The sequence below is a fragment of the Achromobacter sp. UBA2119 genome (genome assembly GCF_002331005.1).
Lineage (GTDB): Bacteria > Pseudomonadota > Gammaproteobacteria > Burkholderiales > Burkholderiaceae_B > Achromobacter > Achromobacter animicus.
Map to the genome: position 1 here is coordinate 418,715 of NZ_DCYD01000019.1, position 16,766 is coordinate 435,480.

Here is a 16,766-nt window from a genome sequence, read left to right on the forward strand (position 1 = left end):
TCCTACTTCTTATACGGTGGCGTTGGCAGCAACAGTGGTGGTCGGGGCGTTGGCGGCAGTTGCGCCTCCCACCCGGTTCACGCGCACTGCGCAGGCCTGCGCTTGATTGGTCGCTTCCTGCAATTGGCGCACACGCTGCTGGTCGACGAGATCCTGCAGGGACACCGAATCCAGGTAATCCACCATCTTGCGATTCAACGTAGCCCAGAGTTCATGCGTCATGCACTTGCCCGGCTTGCCGTCGTTGCCGCTCGTACAGTCCCGCTTGCCGCCACAGCTCGTGGCGTCCAGCGGTTCGTCGACGGCAAAGATGATGTCTGCAACAGTCACGTTGCGCGCCAGGCGCGCAAGCGAATAACCGCCGCCCGGGCCGCGGACGCTGTCCACGAGCTCGTGACGACGGAGTTTTCCGAAGAGCTGTTCCAGATACGAAAGCGAAATGTTCTGACGCTGGCTGATGGCCGCAAGAGTGACCGGGCCGCTATGCTGCCGCATAGCCAAGTCGATCATGGCAGTCACGGCGAAACGCCCTTTGGTAGTTAGCCGCATGGTGAATTCCCTGTGATTCCGGCAGTGGCCGCCAGCGAATCCAGCGGTCAATACCCGAGTAATTGGCTCAAGTATAGCCTATTCCCGACTAATTTGGTATGGCTCCCGGCTACAAAAAACCGCGCATCTGCGCGGTTTTTTACTGCCTTCTGCCCCTGAGAGCCGCTCTGCGAGCGACTCTGCAACCGGCCGATCAGGCAGCCTGGTACTGGGTAGCGCGCTTGCGGACCAGTTCGAGAACACCCTGACAGGCATCTTCGAGATAGTCCAGGACTTTACCGAAACCGTCGGCGCCACCGTAGTACGGATCGGGCACGGTGGCTTCTTCGAACTCATTGGCAAAGCGCATCAGGAGCATCAGCTTGTGCTGGTACGCCTTGGGGCATTGCTGCTGCATGGCGGACAGATTGTCCCAGTCCATGGCGAGGATAAGATCGAAGTCACGGAAGTCTTCCGCGGTGACCTGACGCGCCTCGCAGTGAGTGATCTCGTAGCCGCGCTTACGTGCCGCAGCCTGCGCCCGGGCATCAGGCGCCTCGCCGATATGAAACGCGTGCGTGCCCGCGGAGTCGATGCGCACAACATCGCCCAAACCCGCGTCATTCACCAAATGGCGAAACACGCCCTCTGCGCTCGGCGAGCGACAGATATTGCCCATGCAAACGAAAAGTACCTTGGTCATCATGGAAGCAAGTGTGCGGGAAAACCCGAGATAAGGCAAGCTTTTTTTGCACCTGCGCAATTGACGTAGCGCAAATTAATGGGGCACATAATCCCAAAGAAATCATGGAGTTGCAAGCTTGTATTCAGGTAACCCATGAGACGCAACGCGTGCAAAATTCCGGAATGGTTACACCATGATGGCAGCGCACCACTTTTTGCGCATTTTAAGCTTACCGTAAGCGAACAGACATGAATTGAAACGTTTGGCCCTGCCCTACACCGCCCCGTCCAGCAGCACACGCTGCTTGAGGGCATTGAGCGAGTCTCGGGCGGCAGCAGCCTGTTCGAATTCGAGATTGCGGGCGTGGTCCATCATCAGCTTTTCCAGTCGCTTGATCTCGCGCGCCAGGGCCTTCTCATCCTTCAACAATTCCGCGGGAACTGCCGCTTCCAGCGTGTCGTGTTGGGCAGGGGCCACGATACCGTCGATCAATTCACGCACCGCCTTGTGCACGCCGCGCGCGGTGATGCCGTTGTCGACGTTGAATTGAAGCTGCTTCGTGCGCCGGCGGGCAGTCTCGTCCATGGCGCGTTTCATCGAATCCGTGATGCGGTCGGCATAGAGAATTGCGTGACCGTTCAGGTTGCGGGCCGCGCGGCCGATGGTCTGAATGAGGCTGCGCTCTGACCGCAGGAAGCCCTCCTTGTCGGCATCCAGGATGGCCACCAGCGACACCTCCGGAATATCCAGCCCCTCGCGCAGCAGGTTGATCCCCACCAGGACGTCGAACGTGCCCAAGCGCAGGTCCCGCAGGATTTCGACGCGCTCGACCGTGTCGATGTCCGAGTGCAGGTAGCGCACCTTCACGCCATGCTCGCTCAGGAAGTCCGTCAGGTCTTCGGCCATCCGCTTGGTCAGCGTCGTGACCAGCACGCGGTCGCCTTGAGCAACACGCGCCTTGATCTGGCCCAGCAGGTCGTCCACCTGCGTGCGAGCGGGCAACACCTGGACGATCGGGTCGACAAGGCCCGTGGGACGCACCACCTGCTCCACGACGTTGTCCGCGTGCTCCTGCTCGTATGCGGCAGGCGTTGCCGAAACAAATACGCACTGGCGCATCCGCGTCTCAAACTCCTCGAGCTTGAGCGGACGGTTGTCCAGCGCCGACGGCAGACGGAAACCGTACTGCACCAGCGTTTCCTTGCGGGACCGGTCGCCGCGGTACATGGCGCTGAGTTGGCCGATCGTGACGTGGCTCTCGTCGATGAACATCAGCGCGTCGGACGGCAGGTAATCAATCAGGGTCGGTGGCGGGTCGCCCGGCGCGGCGCCCGACAAATGACGCGAGTAGTTCTCGATGCCCTTGCAGAACCCAAGCTCCTGCAGCATTTCCAGATCGAAGCGGGTGCGTTGCTCAAGACGCTGAGCCTCGACCAGGTGGCCATCGTCGACGAACCGCTTGACGCGTTCGCGCAGCTCTTCCTTGATGGTTTCGATGGCGCGCAGCACGGTGTCGCGCGGCGTCACATAATGCGAGCCGGGATAGACGGTGAAGCGCGGCAGCTTCTGGCGGATGCGACCCGTCAGCGGATCGAACAGTTCGAGCGTTTCGATTTCGTCATCGAACAACGTCACGCGCAACGCGAGCTCGGCGCTTTCTGCCGGGAAGATGTCGATGGTCTCGCCGCGCACGCGGAAGACCCCACGCGTAAACTCGGCGTCGTTACGGGTGTACTGCATGGCGACCAGGCGCGCGAGGATCTCGCGTCGGGCGATCTGGTCGCCCGCGCGAAGGATCAACACCATCGCGTGATAGTCGCCGGGGTTGCCGATACCGTAGATGCACGACACCGTACCCACGATGATCGTGTCGCGCCGTTCGAGCAGGCTTTTGGTGGCCGACAGCCGCATCTGCTCGATGTGTTCGTTGATGGACGAGTCCTTCTCAATGAACAGGTCGCGCGTCGGCACATAGGCCTCGGGCTGGTAGTAATCGTAGTAAGAAACGAAATACTCCACCGCGTTCTTCGGAAAGAACTCGCGCATTTCGGCGTAGAGCTGCGCGGCCAATGTCTTGTTGGGGGCAAGGACCAGCGCCGGGCGGCCCATGCGCGCGATCACGTTGGCCATGGTGTAGGTTTTGCCTGACCCGGTCACGCCCAGAAGCGTCTGGTACATGAGGCCGTCTTCAACACCCTGCGTCAGCCCTGCGATGGCCGTGGGCTGGTCCCCCGCCGGCGGGTAGGGTTGATAGAGGTGAAACGGGCTGTCAGGGAAATCGACGAATCCCGGACCTGCGGCGGGAGCCCCCGCGCTTGGGTCTATTGCGCTCTTAGGCATGCTAGACTGTTCCAGGGTAAACCCCCCATTATCCACAGCACTTCGTACTGCGTCCACCCACCTCATCAGAGTCCCATGAGCACCCTATTCGATTCCGTCGAGCTCGCGCCGCGCGACCCCATTCTTGGCCTGAACGAACAATACAACGCGGACACCCGCCCCGGTAAAGTGAACCTGGGCGTGGGCGTGTATTACGATGATCAGGGACGGATCCCGCTCCTGGGCGCAGTGCGCAAGGCCGAAACCGCCCGCATCGAAGCCGCCGCCGCTCGCGGCTATCTGCCTATCGAAGGCATCGCCGGCTACAACGCCGGCGCCCAGGCGCTGCTGCTGGGCAAGGACTCCGCGCTGGCCGCCGCTGGCCGCGTGCTGACCACGCAAGCACTGGGCGGCACTGGCGCCCTGAAGATCGGCGCCGATTTCCTGCGCCAATTGCTGCCGGGCTCCAAGGTCCTGATCAGTGATCCCAGCTGGGAAAACCACCGCGCCCTGTTCGAACGCGCCGGTTTTGAAGTCGGCACCTATGCCTACTACGACGCCACCACCCGCGGCCTGAACTTCGAAGCCATGCTGGCCGACCTGAAGGCCGCGCCCGCCAAGACCGTCGTCGTGCTGCATGCTTGCTGCCACAACCCCACGGGCGCGGATCCCACCCCCGACCAGTGGAAGCAGATCGCCGCTGTCGTCAAGGAAAACAACCTGGTCCCGTTCCTGGACATCGCCTACCAAGGGTTTGGCGACGGTCTGACGGAAGACGCCTCGGTCGTGCGCCTGTTCGCGGACCTGGACATGACCATGTTCATCAGCTCGTCGTTCTCGAAGTCGTTCTCGCTGTATGGCGAGCGCGTCGGCGCGCTGACCGTCGTGGCCGGCAGCAAGGACGAAGCCACGCGCGTGCTGAGCCAGCTCAAGCGTGTCATCCGCACCAACTACTCCAACCCGCCGACGCACGGCGGCACGGTGGTCTCCACGGTGCTGAACACGCCCGAGCTGTTCGCCCTCTGGGAAGAAGAACTGGCCGGCATGCGTGATCGCATCCGCCTGATGCGCGCGCAACTGGTCGACAAGATCAAAGAGCACGGCGGCAAGCAGGACTTCAGCTTCGTGCTGAAGCAGCGCGGCATGTTCTCGTACTCGGGCCTCTCCGCCGCTCAGGTGGACCGTCTGCGTGAAGAACATGGCGTCTACGCCGTGTCCAGCGGACGCATCTGCGTGGCCGCGCTGAACAGCGGCAACATCGACAAGGTGGCAGCCGGCATCGCGGCTGTGCTGTAAATCACTTGGCGGCCCGAGCCGTCTTCAGCCAGAAACGGGACCTGCGGGTCCCGTTTTTGCTGCCTTCGAGACTAGCTTGCTTTTTTGCGCTGCGTCCCCCAGAATGGCGCTGTATATATGTACAGTCCGCTCGCACCGGATCATCGCCATGGCCAGCAAACTCACGGATCGCCAACAACAAATCCTGGACCTCATCAGGCAAACGGTCACGCGCACCGGCTTTCCGCCGACGCGTGCCGAGATCGCCCAGGCCCTGGGTTTTCGCTCTCCCAACGCCGCCGAAGACCACCTCAAGGCGTTGGCACGCAAGGGCGCCATCGAGCTCACGGCCGGCGCCTCGCGGGGCATCCGTCTGAAGGACGCCGCCACCGCGCCCGCCCAGGCCTCACTCCCCATCCCTGCCCTCGCCCAGCTTCTCTTGCCGCTGGTCGGCCGTGTTGCGGCAGGTAGCCCGATTCTTGCGGCCGAGCATGTCGAACGCGAAGTCGGCGTGGACCCCAGCCTCTTTGCCCAGGCGCCCGATTATCTGCTCAAAGTCCGCGGCATGAGCATGCGCGACGCAGGCATCCTTGAAGGCGATCTGCTGGCTGTCAAAAAGGCATCTGAAGCCCGCAATGGCCAGATCGTGGTGGCTCGTATCGGCGACGATGTCACGGTCAAGCGCCTTCAACGCCAGAACGGCCATATCGAGCTCCTGCCTGAAAATCCCGACTTCGAAACCATCGTGGTCAAGGCCGATCAGGAATTCGCGCTGGAAGGCATTGCGGTGGGTCTTATCCGCACGCAAGCGCTGCACTAGACCGGGACCTTGTCCTGCTCATAGCCAAGCCCTGCAGGCGGCTTACGCCGCCTACGCCATACCTCGCTACCGGTACGCCACATCCAAAAGAAAACCCCGCTCACGAGCGGGGTTTTTTGCTTTGGGGCGGTCCGTAAGACTTTAGACACCCTTGCGCTTCGGACGCCCTCTTACGAGGGCGCCCCGGCGTTCAAGACGCCATCAGTGCTTCATGACCGGGTCGGTAGAGCCGGGTTCAGCCGGCTTGGCAACCAGGGGTTCCTTGACGGCTTCTTCCTCGGCCAACGGCTCCGGCAGACGCTCCAAGGCCAGTTCCAGCACCTTGTCGATCCAACGCACCGGCACGATCTCGAGGTGGTTCTTGACGTTGTCCGGGATCTCCGCCAAATCCTTGACGTTTTCTTCCGGAATCAGAACCGTCTTGATACCGCCGCGGTGAGCCGCGAGCAGCTTTTCCTTCAGGCCGCCGATCGGCAGCACTTCGCCGCGCAGCGTGATCTCGCCCGTCATGGCGACGTCGGCGCGCACCGGGATGCGCGACAGGGCCGACACCATGGCCGTGGTGATCGCGATACCCGCGGACGGACCGTCCTTGGGCGTCGCACCTTCCGGCACGTGCACGTGCATGTCGTGCTTTTCGAAGACGCTGTCGGCAAAGCCCAGCCGGCGAGCCCGCGAACGCACGACGGTGCGCGCCGCTTCGACCGATTCCTTCATCACATCGCCGAGCGAACCCGTACGCTGGATGACGCCCTTACCGGGCATGTCCGCGACTTCGATCGTCAGCAGGTCGCCGCCGACTTCCGTCCACGCCAGGCCGGTCACCTGACCGATCTGGTTTTCCTTTTCGGCCATGCCAAACGCGTAGCGGCGCACACCGAGGTAATCGCTGAGGTTGTCGGCCGTGACGTTGACCGCCTTGACCTCGAGCGTCTTGCCCTCGGCCTTGGCGCGATCGCTTTGGGTCAGCAATTGCTTGATGACCTTGCGGCAGATCTTGCCCACTTCCCGTTCGAGCGCACGGACACCGGCTTCGCGGGTGTAGTAACGCACGATATCGCGCAGCGCGCTGTCGTCGACCGTCAGCTCGGTATCCTTCACGCCGTTGTTCTTCATCAGCTTGGGCAGCAGATGGTCGCGGGCGATGTGGATCTTTTCTTCCTCGGTGTAACCCGACAGGCGGATCACTTCCATACGGTCCAGCAGAGCCGGCGGAATGTTCAGCGTGTTGCTGGTCGCCACGAACATGACGTCGGAGAGATCGAAGTCGACCTCGATGTAGTGGTCCTGGAACGTGTGGTTCTGTTCCGGGTCCAGCACTTCGAGCAGGGCCGACGAGGGATCGCCGCGGAAATCCATGCCCAGCTTGTCGATTTCATCAAGCAGGAACAGCGGATTGCGCACGCCGACCTTCGACATGTTCTGCACGATCTTGCCGGGCATCGAGCCGATGTATGTACGACGGTGACCGCGGATCTCGGCTTCGTCGCGCACGCCGCCCAGGGCCATACGCACGAACTTGCGGTTCGTGGCCTTGGCGATCGACTGACCAAGCGAGGTTTTACCGACACCCGGAGGGCCGACCAGGCACAGGATCGGCGCCTTCACCTTGTCCACGCGCTGTTGCACGGCAAGATATTCGAGGATCCGTTCCTTGACCTTTTCGAGACCGTAGTGGTCGTTGTCCAGCACCGTCTCGGCGTTGCTGATCGAGTTGTTGATCTTGCTCTTCTTTCTCCAGGGGAGATTGATGAGCGTGTCGATATAGTTGCGCACCACAGTGGCTTCGGCCGACATGGGCGACATGAGCTTGAGCTTCTTGAGCTCGGCATCGGCTTTCTTGCGCGCCTCTTTGGGCATGTGGGCAGCGATGATCTTCTTCTCAAGCTCTTCGATGTCCGCGCCCTCTTCGCCTTCGCCCAACTCCTTCTGAATGGCCTTGACCTGCTCATTCAGGTAGTAGTCGCGCTGGCTCTTTTCCATCTGCTTCTTCACGCGGCCACGAATCCGCTTCTCGACCTGGAGGATGTCGATTTCGGTTTCGAGTTGCGTGAGCAAGCCTTCGAGGCGTTCGGAGGTGCCGGTGATCTCGAGCATCTTTTGCTTCTGCTCGAGCTTCAGGGGAAGATGCGCGGCGATCGTGTCGGCCAGGCGGCCAGCATCGTCAATGCCAGCCAGCGAGGTCAGGATCTCCGGGGGGATCTTCTTGTTGAGCTTTACGTACTGCTCGAACTGCGCAACGATGGCGCGGCGCAAGGCTTCTGTTTCGGAGCCCTGCATGGCGTCCGGTTCGATAGGCGACACCTGGCAGGTGAAGTGCGAATCGGCGTCTTCGATGGTGTTGATGCGCGCGCGCTGCGTGCCTTCAACCAGCACCTTAACGGTGCCGTCGGGCAGCTTGAGCATTTGCAGGATGCCGGCGACGCAGCCAATTTCGTATACGTCTTCAGGCGTGGGGTCATCTTTGCCGGCGGACTTTTGAGCCACCAGCATGATGCTTTTGCCCGCTTCCATCGCGACCTCGAGCGCGCGGATGGAGCGCGGACGGCCGACGAACAGCGGGATGACCATATGCGGGAACACTACGACGTCTCGCAGCGGCAGCAGGGGAAGGTCGATCGGGTCGGAAGGCAGGGTCTGGCTGGCAGACATATGAGGTTCCTCGGTATGACTCGGCGTATGGGGACGGGGCACCCGGGTAATACCCGAGCAAACTCGTCAATTACGTCTGTTATGGGAACAATAGCCGAAAATTCAAGATCTCGGCCGCCTGGATCACCAAAAGGCCCCAAAAAGGCCCTGGAACCGTCTTCAGTATGCGGCCATGGCGGCCGGCTGAAAAGCGTGATCGTGGATGGAGAAGCGCCCTAGGCAAAAAAACCCGTTACGAGAACGGGCTTTTTTGAAATATCAGGCGGCGGCGTCGCGGACTTCTCCGCGCTCCGGCTTCTCTGGCGCGGCGTTTTCATCCGCGTAGATCAGCAAGGGCTTGCCCTCGCCTTCGATGGCGTTTTCATCGAGCACCACACGCTTGACGTTGCCCTGCGAGGGCAGGTCGTACATGGTGTCGAGCAGCGCCTGTTCGATGATGGAACGCAGACCGCGAGCACCCGTCTTGCGGCGCAGCGCCTTGCGGGCGATGGCCTTCAGTGCGGCGGGGCGCACGTCGAGCTCGGCGCCTTCCATGGCGAACAGCTTCTGGAATTGCTTGAGCAGGGCGTTCTTGGGCTCGGTCAGAATCTGGACCAGCGCGGCTTCGTCCAGCTCGTCCAGCGTGGCGACCACGGGCAGACGGCCGACCAGTTCGGGGATGAGACCGAACTTGATGAGGTCTTCGGGCTCGACTTCGGAGAACAGCTCACCGACGCCGCGCTCGGACTTGGCGCGCACGGACGCCGAGAACCCGATACCGGACTTTTCAGTGCGGTCGCGGATGACCTTTTCCAGTCCGTCGAAGGCGCCGCCCACGATGAACAGGATGTTGGTCGTGTCGACCTGCACGAAATCCTGGTTGGGGTGCTTGCGTCCGCCCTGCGGGGGCACCGACGCCACCGTGCCTTCGATCAGCTTCAGCAAGGCCTGCTGCACGCCCTCGCCCGACACGTCGCGGGTGATGGACGGGTTGTCGGACTTGCGCGAAATCTTGTCGATCTCGTCGATGTAGATGATGGCGCGCTGGGCTTTTTCGACTTCATAGTTGCAGTTCTGCAGCAACTTCTGAATGATGTTTTCGACGTCTTCACCCACATAACCGGCTTCGGTCAGCGTGGTGGCGTCGGCCATGACGAAGGGCACGTTCAGCATGCGAGCCAGCGTCTGGGCCAGGAGCGTCTTGCCGGAGCCGGTGGGCCCGATCAGCATGATGTTGCTCTTGGAGAGCTCGACTTCGTCGCCCTTGATTTCGCCGTGGCGAATGCGCTTGTAGTGGTTGTAGACGGCCACGGCCAGCATGCGCTTGGGCGACGATTGCCCAATGACGTACTGGTCCAGGAAAGTCTTGATTTCAGCCGGAGTGGGCAGCTCGGAACGAATCGCCGCGCGCGCGGTGGCCTGCGCCTCTTCGCGGATGATGTCGTTGCACAGATCTATGCATTCATCGCAGATGAACACCGACGGACCCGCGATCAGCTTGCGGACTTCGTGCTGGCTTTTATTGCAAAACGAGCAATGCAGCACCTTAGCGTCTGCCGATCCCTTTTTTTCAGGCATATTTCTTTCGTATCTCAGGTAAAGATGCGCCAGGCCGGGTAAATGGCCTAGCGCATGCGCTTACTCAAACATGATGGCAGCGGGTCTGGTTCAACCGGGAAGTCAGCCTTCGGACCGGGAGGCCATGACCTTGTCCACCAGGCCATACGATACCGCATCTTCGGCCGACATGAAGTTGTCACGTTCCGTGTCCAGTTCGATGCGCTCCATGCTCTGTCCGGTGTTGTTGGAGAGGATGCGGTTGAGGCGCTCGCGCAGGTCCAGGATTTCTCGAGCCTGGATCTGGATGTCGGAAGCCTGCCCCTGGGCGCCGCCCGAGGGCTGGTGAATCATGATGCGCGAGTTGGGCAGGGTGAAACGCTTGCCCTTCTTGCCAGCCGCCAGCAGGAACGCGCCCATGCTGGCCGCGAGGCCGGTGCACAGGGTGGACACGTCCGGCTTGACGAACTGCATGGTGTCAAAAATGGCCATTCCCGCGTACACCGACCCGCCAGGCGAGTTGATGTACAGGGAAATGTCCTTGTCAGGATTCTCCGATTCCAGGAACAGCAACTGAGCCACGACCAGGTTGGCCGTGGCGTCGTTCACCGGACCCACCAGGAAAATGAGCCGTTCGCGGAGCAGACGCGAATAGATGTCGTAGGCGCGCTCGCCGCGCCCCGACTGCTCGATCACCATGGGAATGTAGCCCAGGCCGGTGGGGGTCACCGAAGACCCGCCATTCATTGCCGCATAGAAATCGGTGAATCTCTGCATAGTGTTACGCCATCCCCATCAACTGATCGAAAGCCACCTTTTCGTCGGTGACCTTGGCCTTTTCCAGAACATGCGCGACGACGTTGTCTTCGAGCACGATAGCCTCGATTTCAGCACGACGCTGGCGGTCTGCCAGGTAATAGCTGACAACCTGGGCGGGTTGTTCGTAGTTCTGGGCGAATTCTTCGATGCGTGCGCGCACCTGTTCCGGCTTGGCTTGCAGCTGAGCTTGCTTGACCAGTTCGGACACCAGCAGGCCCAGGCGGACGCGACGCTCGGATTCGGTCGAGAAAGCCTCGGCCGGGATCGGCACGGATTCGGCATTGGGCACGCCGCGCTGCTTCAGTTCTTCGCGGGCAGCGGCGATACGGCCTTGCACGTCGTTGTCGATCAGGGCCTTCGGCACGTCGAACTTGCCGGCTTCGACCAGGGCGTCCATGACGCTGGCCTTGGTGCGGCCTTGCGAACGGACCTTGACTTCGCGCTCGATGTTGCTGCGGATGTCGGCCTTGAGCTTTTCGACGTCGCCTTCGGCTTGGCCGAGCGACTTGGCGAATTCGCCGTTCAGTTCGGGCAGGACGCCTTCAGCCACTTCCTTGATGGTGATGGTGAATTCAGCGGTCTTGCCGGCGACTTCGACGCCTTGGTAGTCATCCGGGAACTTGAGCTGGAAAACCTTGGTTTCGCCAGCCTTCAGGCCGCGGGCGGCTTCTTCGAATTCCGGCAGCATGCGGCCTTGGCCGAGCACGAACGGGAAGTCTTCGGCCTTGCCGCCTTCGAACGGCACGCCGTCGATGGTGCCGGCGAAGTCGAGGGTGACGCGGTCGCCGTCGGCGCTGGCGCGGCCTTCACGGGCTTCGAACGTGGCGCGTTGCTTACGCAGCACGTCCAGCGTCTGCTGGACTTCTGCGTCGGTGACGGCGGTTTCGTAGCGGGTGACGGCCAGCTCGGACAAGTCCGGCACGGCGACTTCGGGGTAGACCTCGAACGTGGCGGTGAACGCCAGCGTGTCGTCGGAAACGCCTTCCGTCTTGGGCTCGAGGTTCGGGGCGCCGGCAACGCGCAACTTGGCGCCGTCGATGGCTTGTTCAAAGGCACGGCCAACTTGGCTATTGATCACGTCGTAGCGGATGCTGGGGCCATGGCTGCGCTCGAGCATGGCGAGCGGCGCCTTGCCCGGACGGAAGCCGGGGACCTTGGCGGTCCGAGCCACGCGCTTCAATTGCGCCTGGACTTCCTTTTCGACGTCGGCCACCGAGACGGCCAGATCAACACGGCGCTCCAGGCCGGAGAGGGTTTCAACCACAGGCTGCATTAAAAGACCTATTTTCCGAGAGATGAGATTACGGGCGGATAAACGCGGCATTTTACCGGAAACTTCCGGAACCCTGACGCAAAGGGGCGCGAGCCCCGGATTTGCCCGGATGCTCGCGCCCCGTTTATCGCCCAAAAAGCGAGGACGGACGCCTGGCCGAGAGGTTACTTGGCCTTGGCGATGCGGTCTTCGATGTGCTGTGCACGCTTGGCCGAGGACGGGTGGGAGCTCATCATATCGCTCTTGCCGCCGTCCAGCTCGGCCAGCTTCTGGAACGCGGTCACGAGGCCACGCGTATTCTGTTTCTTGGATTGCAGCAGGTCGAACGAATAATCGTCCGCCGCACTTTCCTGCGATTGCGAGAACTGCGCATTGATGAACTTCTCGGTCAGGTCGCCCAGTTGCGAGGAGCTCAACTGAGCCACCGTCGCGCCGCCAGCCGCACCCGCCGCGTCACGCGCTGCCGACACCGTGTAGGCGGTCTGCATCGCCTTCTTGGTGTGGCCCAGCGCCACGTGACCGATTTCGTGGCCGACCACGCCCATCACTTCGTCGTCCGTCATCATGTCCATGAGACCGCTATACACGCGGATGCAGCCGTTGGCCATTGCCCACGCGTTGACGTCCTTGGTGACATAGACCTTGTAGCTGGCCTTCTGGCCATTGACCGTGCTGCCCAGCGCCTTGGCGATCTTCTGCAGACGGGCGTCGTACTTGCTGCCCGGCGCGGCGATCTTTTCCTGCGAATCGCTTTGCGCGCACGCCTTGTCCGACAGGGTCTTGATCTCGGCATCGCTCAGCGTGGCCGCCTGGACGACCTTGGCGCCAGCGCCGACGAGCCCACCGATGTCCAACGCATGTGCGGCCGAGTAAGGGGCGAGCGCAACGGCCATCGCGGCGACGGTGTAGCGGATCTTCATGGGAACAAACTCCTATTGACTTGTTCTATGCAAACGAGGCGGCAATTCTATATACGCCCACAGCTTTCGAAGCATTCCGGCACAGAGTTTCGCAAATGCGATTTTCTCTTACCAAATAGCCGAGCAGTTCGAGGGCTGCCATGCTAAGCATCGCGAGGCCCTTTTAAAGCCGGTCAAAAGAGATGTCCGCTGTCCCATGGCGTTGATAGAATTGCCGCCGCGCTTTTTTTCGCAAACCCAACGGCTCGCACCCAACATGATCCCGAATCCCCCTCCCCGCCTAGGCCTGCTTCCCAGCCTCATCTTCAGTTCGCGCTGGCTGCAGCTACCGCTATACCTGGGCCTCATCGTCGCGCAGGGCGTCTACGTGATGCTGTTCCTCAAGGAACTCTGGCATTTGGTCACCCACGCCACCAGCTTCGGCGAAATGGAAATCATGCTGATCGTGCTGGGACTGATCGACGTGGTCATGATCTCCAACCTGCTGGTGATGGTCATCGTGGGCGGCTACGAGACGTTCGTGTCGCGCCTGCGCCTGCAGAACCATCCGGACCAGCCGGAGTGGCTGAGCCACGTCAATGCCAGCGTGCTGAAAGTGAAGCTTGCGATGGCCATCATCGGCATCTCGTCGATCCACCTGCTGCGCACCTTCATCGAAGCCGGCACCATCGGCACGCCGAACGCGCGCTTCATCGAAGCCGGCGTGATGTGGCAGACCATCATCCACGCCATCTTCATCCTGTCGGCGCTGGGGATCGCCCTGGTCGACAAGCTGTCGACCGGCAGCTCAGCCAAGCACTAAGGCAAGCCAGGACAAAAAAAGCCCCCACGCGCAAAACGTGGGGGCTTTTTTATGGATAGAACACCGGGTCAGAACCCGGAGCACTACCCAAGAAGCTCAGGCCGCGACCTTGATGTTCTTGGCGCTGGGACCCTTGGGGCCGGTTCCAACGTCGAAAGTGACCCGCTGGTTTTCTTGTAGCGACTTATAGCCTTCGCTACGGATTTCGGAGTAGTGAGCGAAAAGATCCTTGCTGCCGTCGTCGGGCATGATGAAGCCATAACCCTTTTCGGCGTTGAACCACTTGACGATGCCGGTTGCCATGGGATGTCCTTGACCTAAAAAGCGATTGCTCGCGGGACGCCAGATCTTCAAGGATGGGAGAGGATAGCAACCGCGGCACCACTGACGGCGACCAAGGAGAACGCAGACCGCGTCGCTTGAGAATCTCGCTGAAACCAGTTTATTGGTGAACCCGGAAAAACGTCAAATGTCCGAAAGGGCTGGATTCACGCCCGGAAAAGCCCGCTACACCCGCTAAAGAGCGCAAGCCGGGCGCCACGGCACGCCCAACATTTTCAACTTGCCACGTACCGATACAGGTGGACACTGCGCCGCTCGAAGTCCCTATGAGTGCCGCGCGCCCTACCCGGCGAAACCACCCGATTCCAGGAATTCGCGTTCGGCCTGGGTCGTCTGCCGTGCCAATGCCGCGTTCCGGTGCGGGAAGCGGCCGAACCGCTTGATGATGTCGCGGTGCAGGACGGCCCATCGCACGGCTTCCGCGCCCAGCGGCTCCATCAACGCGATGGCCCGATTCTGCGCCGCCAGGTTCTCGGCGTGTTCGAACGGCATGTAGAAAAACTGGCGCAGCGAGGCGTCGACCGCAAGATCATGGCCCGCCGCGATGGCGCGTTCGGCAAAATGCAGCGCCAACGCGTCAGTGGCGAACATATGCCCGGTATCGCGGTAGGCGTTGCGAGGAAACTGGTCCAACAGGATCATCAACGCGATCGCGCCGGCGGGTTCGTCCAGCCAGGCATCGAGCCGGCGGGAAGCGGCCGCCATATGAGCGTCTTCGAAGCGCGCCCGAAAGGCCGCATCGAACTGGGCGCTTTTGCTGAACCACTGCGCGGGACCAGCGTCCAGCCAGAATGCGACTACATCATCGGGTTGCAGGGCGAACGGCTTTGGCGGTGTGGTGGTCATGGCGGCGATGGCTCGGGGGATTTGGACGCGCTGCCGCCGCCGAAGCGTTGGCCGCGAGGAGAATCGGCCGTCAAGGATACCGCGCAGAAAACAAAAAAGGCCCCGCGAGGGGCCTTCTTGAGAAAACTCAGTTCCTTACAGGACTTGAATCTTCGTGGCTTGCGGGCCCTTGGGGCCATTGGCCGTCACAAAGCTGACGCGCTGGTTCTCTTCCAGAGACTTGAAGCCCGAGCCCTGAATTTCGGAGAAGTGAGCGAAGAGGTCCTTGCCGCCCGCTTCCGGGGTGATGAAACCATAACCCTTTTCCGAATTGAACCACTTAACGACGCCGGTTTCCATACTGTATTTCCTAGAGATAATGGGCAAATGCCCGGAGGTCACGAATCAATCAAGGAGGGGACAGTAGAACAATAACGCTGAGCCGGAAAAGGCACGGCACTGATCGAAAATCGCAACGCTTGTGATCGTGTGCCGACACTATCGTTATGTTCCCCTCACAAGTCAACATAATCCTAAAAAATACGTGCCAATAATGCAACAAAGAGAAACTGCGCAGTTATTTCGCACGTTTTTAAAGGGTAAACGAGTCCCTGCATTGGTGTTAACACCAATACATCATAAAAAAACAAACAAGGCTTATATAAATGCCATCAAAAGCGCGTACGACCTGCAATACGCCGTTTGGATGACACTATGGTTTGCCGTCAGGCTTACTCGTCGATAGGTAAACCCAACAAGTCGAGCGCCGCGCCAAAAGCATCGGGACCCGAGCAAAGGAAAACCGCCACGTCGCCGGGATTCATATTTTCCAGCACTTGGTCGATCTGTTCTTGCGCATTATCAACATTGTCGACATTGGCGGCGTGTATGTCCGCTCCTGCATCGACTTTTTCGCGAGGCACGATGTCTGCGATCGCATTGAGATCGTCTATGCCCATCACGACATAGACGCTGATGCTTTCGCCATCCAGCGTGGTGTGCAGCTCGACGCCGCCCGCTACGTCGGCAACGTGCCGACTGAGTATTTCCATTTCCATCTTCCTTGATTTGCGGGCTGAGCCCGCCAGGGCGCTGCACCATGCAGGTGCTCACGCACGCCCAGGCGCGACTATAACAGCCTTAGGCTAACGTTTCTTGGACAGGGGGCCCAGAGACTGGCGGGCGGCCCCGGACGTGGCCGCCACGCTACGGCAGCGCACCCCGGCTTCGGCCAACACGCGGGCCAGCGGCTTTTGTGCAGCCAGGAAGGCGGTCTTCTCGTCACCGGCCAGCTTGCACAGGAAAAGCTGGGCCTGGAGCTGCGTGCGGCGGGCCTTGCGGTTGTCGGCCTCTTTGGCGAGCCATTCGCCCACCCAGGCGGCGGCGGCCTCGGCGTCGCCCTGCTGCTTGACGTGGCCGAGCAGGTCGTAGACGGTCACGCCGTCGATGCGCTCATCCTCGCCGCGCGAGAGGAACAGCTTGGCGGACTGGCCCGTGTAGCCGGGGACGACCGCCAGGCAATCCCGTTCTGCGGGTTTTTTCATGGTGTTTTCGAATGTGGTTTAGCAAGAACCCCGGACTGTAACGCAGGCGCGCGCACAGTCCTATTGCTGCAGCCGAAGTCTGCTATCGTCGGCGTGTTCTTTTACCCCTACATGGTGAACAACATGCAACGCGATTTCGACTTGGTCGTCACGATTCTGGGCGCCCTGCGCGACGCCCCCGGCCCCAACCTCAGCACGCACGACATCAAGAACGCCGCGCTGGCGCCGCATCCCGAAGAGCAAGGCCTGCAGGTCATCGCGCATCACCTGGACCTGCTGGAAGACGCTGGCCTGGTCAAGCAGGTCAGCGAGACTTCGGCGAACGCCGGTGCGACGCGCTGGCGGATTACCTGGAAGGGTTACGACGCCCTCGAGCAGGATGAGGACGACGAAGAGGATGAGGACTTCGACCCGGAGGAATGATAG

At 61.1% G+C, this 16,766-nt stretch carries 17 protein-coding genes; 4 read left to right on the forward strand and 13 right to left on the reverse strand.

Going from position 1 to position 16,766, the window contains the following annotated elements:
- Nucleotides 1-9: 9 nt before the first annotated feature.
- The 3 genes from iscR to uvrB all read right to left on the reverse strand — a co-directional run bounded on the left by iscR (nucleotide 10) and on the right by uvrB (nucleotide 3,553).
- On the reverse strand, nucleotides 10-549 hold the full coding sequence (gene iscR, locus B3098_RS25410; protein ID WP_056318865.1) for a Fe-S cluster assembly transcriptional regulator IscR: 540 nt from the start codon (nucleotides 547-549) through the stop codon (nucleotides 10-12).
- A gap of 193 nt (nucleotides 550-742) precedes the next feature.
- The gene (locus B3098_RS25415) at nucleotides 743-1,234 is read right to left on the reverse strand and encodes a low molecular weight protein-tyrosine-phosphatase (protein WP_006386176.1); all 492 of its coding nucleotides are present in this window, start codon (nucleotides 1,232-1,234) and stop codon (nucleotides 743-745) included.
- A 252-nt stretch (nucleotides 1,235-1,486) separates the two neighbouring features.
- Complete coding sequence (gene uvrB, locus B3098_RS25420) at nucleotides 1,487-3,553, reverse strand: excinuclease ABC subunit UvrB (RefSeq protein ID WP_286899818.1); 2,067 nt, start codon at nucleotides 3,551-3,553, stop codon at nucleotides 1,487-1,489.
- Between the two features lie 75 nt (nucleotides 3,554-3,628).
- On the opposite strand from uvrB, the gene B3098_RS25425 reads away from it, so the two are divergent.
- Nucleotides 3,629-4,828: an amino acid aminotransferase gene (locus B3098_RS25425; protein WP_105239416.1), complete on the forward strand. Its 1,200-nt coding sequence runs from the start codon at nucleotides 3,629-3,631 to the stop codon at nucleotides 4,826-4,828.
- Nucleotides 4,829-4,976: 148 nt separating this feature from the next.
- Nucleotides 4,977-5,627, forward strand: coding sequence for a transcriptional repressor LexA (lexA, locus tag B3098_RS25430; protein WP_175123406.1), 651 nt, complete (start codon nucleotides 4,977-4,979; stop codon nucleotides 5,625-5,627).
- Nucleotides 5,628-5,828: 201 nt separating this feature from the next.
- On the opposite strand, the gene lon is transcribed toward lexA, so the two are convergent.
- The 5 genes from lon to B3098_RS25455 form a co-directional block, all read right to left on the reverse strand.
- Nucleotides 5,829-8,279: an endopeptidase La gene (gene lon, locus B3098_RS25435; protein ID WP_175123407.1), complete on the reverse strand. Its 2,451-nt coding sequence runs from the start codon at nucleotides 8,277-8,279 to the stop codon at nucleotides 5,829-5,831.
- Nucleotides 8,280-8,537: 258 nt separating this feature from the next.
- Entirely contained in the window at nucleotides 8,538-9,836 is a 1,299-nt protein-coding gene (gene clpX / locus B3098_RS25440; RefSeq protein ID WP_056562435.1) for an ATP-dependent Clp protease ATP-binding subunit ClpX, read from the reverse strand.
- A gap of 102 nt (nucleotides 9,837-9,938) precedes the next feature.
- Nucleotides 9,939-10,592: an ATP-dependent Clp endopeptidase proteolytic subunit ClpP gene (clpP, locus tag B3098_RS25445; protein ID WP_175123408.1), complete on the reverse strand. Its 654-nt coding sequence runs from the start codon at nucleotides 10,590-10,592 to the stop codon at nucleotides 9,939-9,941.
- Between the two features lie 4 nt (nucleotides 10,593-10,596).
- Nucleotides 10,597-11,907 (reverse strand): trigger factor, encoded by a 1,311-nt coding sequence (gene tig, locus B3098_RS25450; protein ID WP_175123409.1) that lies wholly within the window; start codon nucleotides 11,905-11,907, stop codon nucleotides 10,597-10,599.
- Nucleotides 11,908-12,071: 164 nt separating this feature from the next.
- Nucleotides 12,072-12,827 carry a M48 family metalloprotease gene (locus tag B3098_RS25455; protein ID WP_286899821.1) on the reverse strand — a complete coding sequence of 252 codons (756 nt, stop codon included), beginning with the start codon at nucleotides 12,825-12,827 and terminating at the stop codon, nucleotides 12,072-12,074.
- A gap of 256 nt (nucleotides 12,828-13,083) precedes the next feature.
- Here B3098_RS25455 and B3098_RS25460 point away from each other — a divergent pair, with 256 nt between their 5' ends.
- Complete coding sequence (locus tag B3098_RS25460; protein WP_286899822.1) at nucleotides 13,084-13,629, forward strand: TIGR00645 family protein; 546 nt, start codon at nucleotides 13,084-13,086, stop codon at nucleotides 13,627-13,629.
- A gap of 96 nt (nucleotides 13,630-13,725) precedes the next feature.
- On the opposite strand, the gene B3098_RS25465 is transcribed toward B3098_RS25460, so the two are convergent.
- From B3098_RS25465 to B3098_RS25485, 5 genes are all read right to left on the reverse strand, one after another.
- Nucleotides 13,726-13,932, reverse strand: coding sequence for a cold-shock protein (locus B3098_RS25465; RefSeq protein WP_042794090.1), 207 nt, complete (start codon nucleotides 13,930-13,932; stop codon nucleotides 13,726-13,728).
- A gap of 321 nt (nucleotides 13,933-14,253) precedes the next feature.
- Complete coding sequence (locus B3098_RS25470) at nucleotides 14,254-14,817, reverse strand: DUF924 family protein (protein ID WP_175138353.1); 564 nt, start codon at nucleotides 14,815-14,817, stop codon at nucleotides 14,254-14,256.
- 135 nt (nucleotides 14,818-14,952) lie between these two features.
- Nucleotides 14,953-15,156, reverse strand: coding sequence for a cold-shock protein (locus B3098_RS25475; protein ID WP_006220190.1), 204 nt, complete (start codon nucleotides 15,154-15,156; stop codon nucleotides 14,953-14,955).
- Nucleotides 15,157-15,527: 371 nt separating this feature from the next.
- Complete coding sequence (locus B3098_RS25480) at nucleotides 15,528-15,848, reverse strand: hypothetical protein (protein ID WP_175123413.1); 321 nt, start codon at nucleotides 15,846-15,848, stop codon at nucleotides 15,528-15,530.
- A 93-nt stretch (nucleotides 15,849-15,941) separates the two neighbouring features.
- On the reverse strand, nucleotides 15,942-16,340 hold the full coding sequence (locus B3098_RS25485) for a hypothetical protein (protein ID WP_175123414.1): 399 nt from the start codon (nucleotides 16,338-16,340) through the stop codon (nucleotides 15,942-15,944).
- A 123-nt stretch (nucleotides 16,341-16,463) separates the two neighbouring features.
- Here B3098_RS25485 and B3098_RS25490 point away from each other — a divergent pair, with 123 nt between their 5' ends.
- Nucleotides 16,464-16,763 (forward strand): DUF2513 domain-containing protein, encoded by a 300-nt coding sequence (locus tag B3098_RS25490; protein WP_175123415.1) that lies wholly within the window; start codon nucleotides 16,464-16,466, stop codon nucleotides 16,761-16,763.
- Nucleotides 16,764-16,766 lie beyond the last annotated feature (3 nt).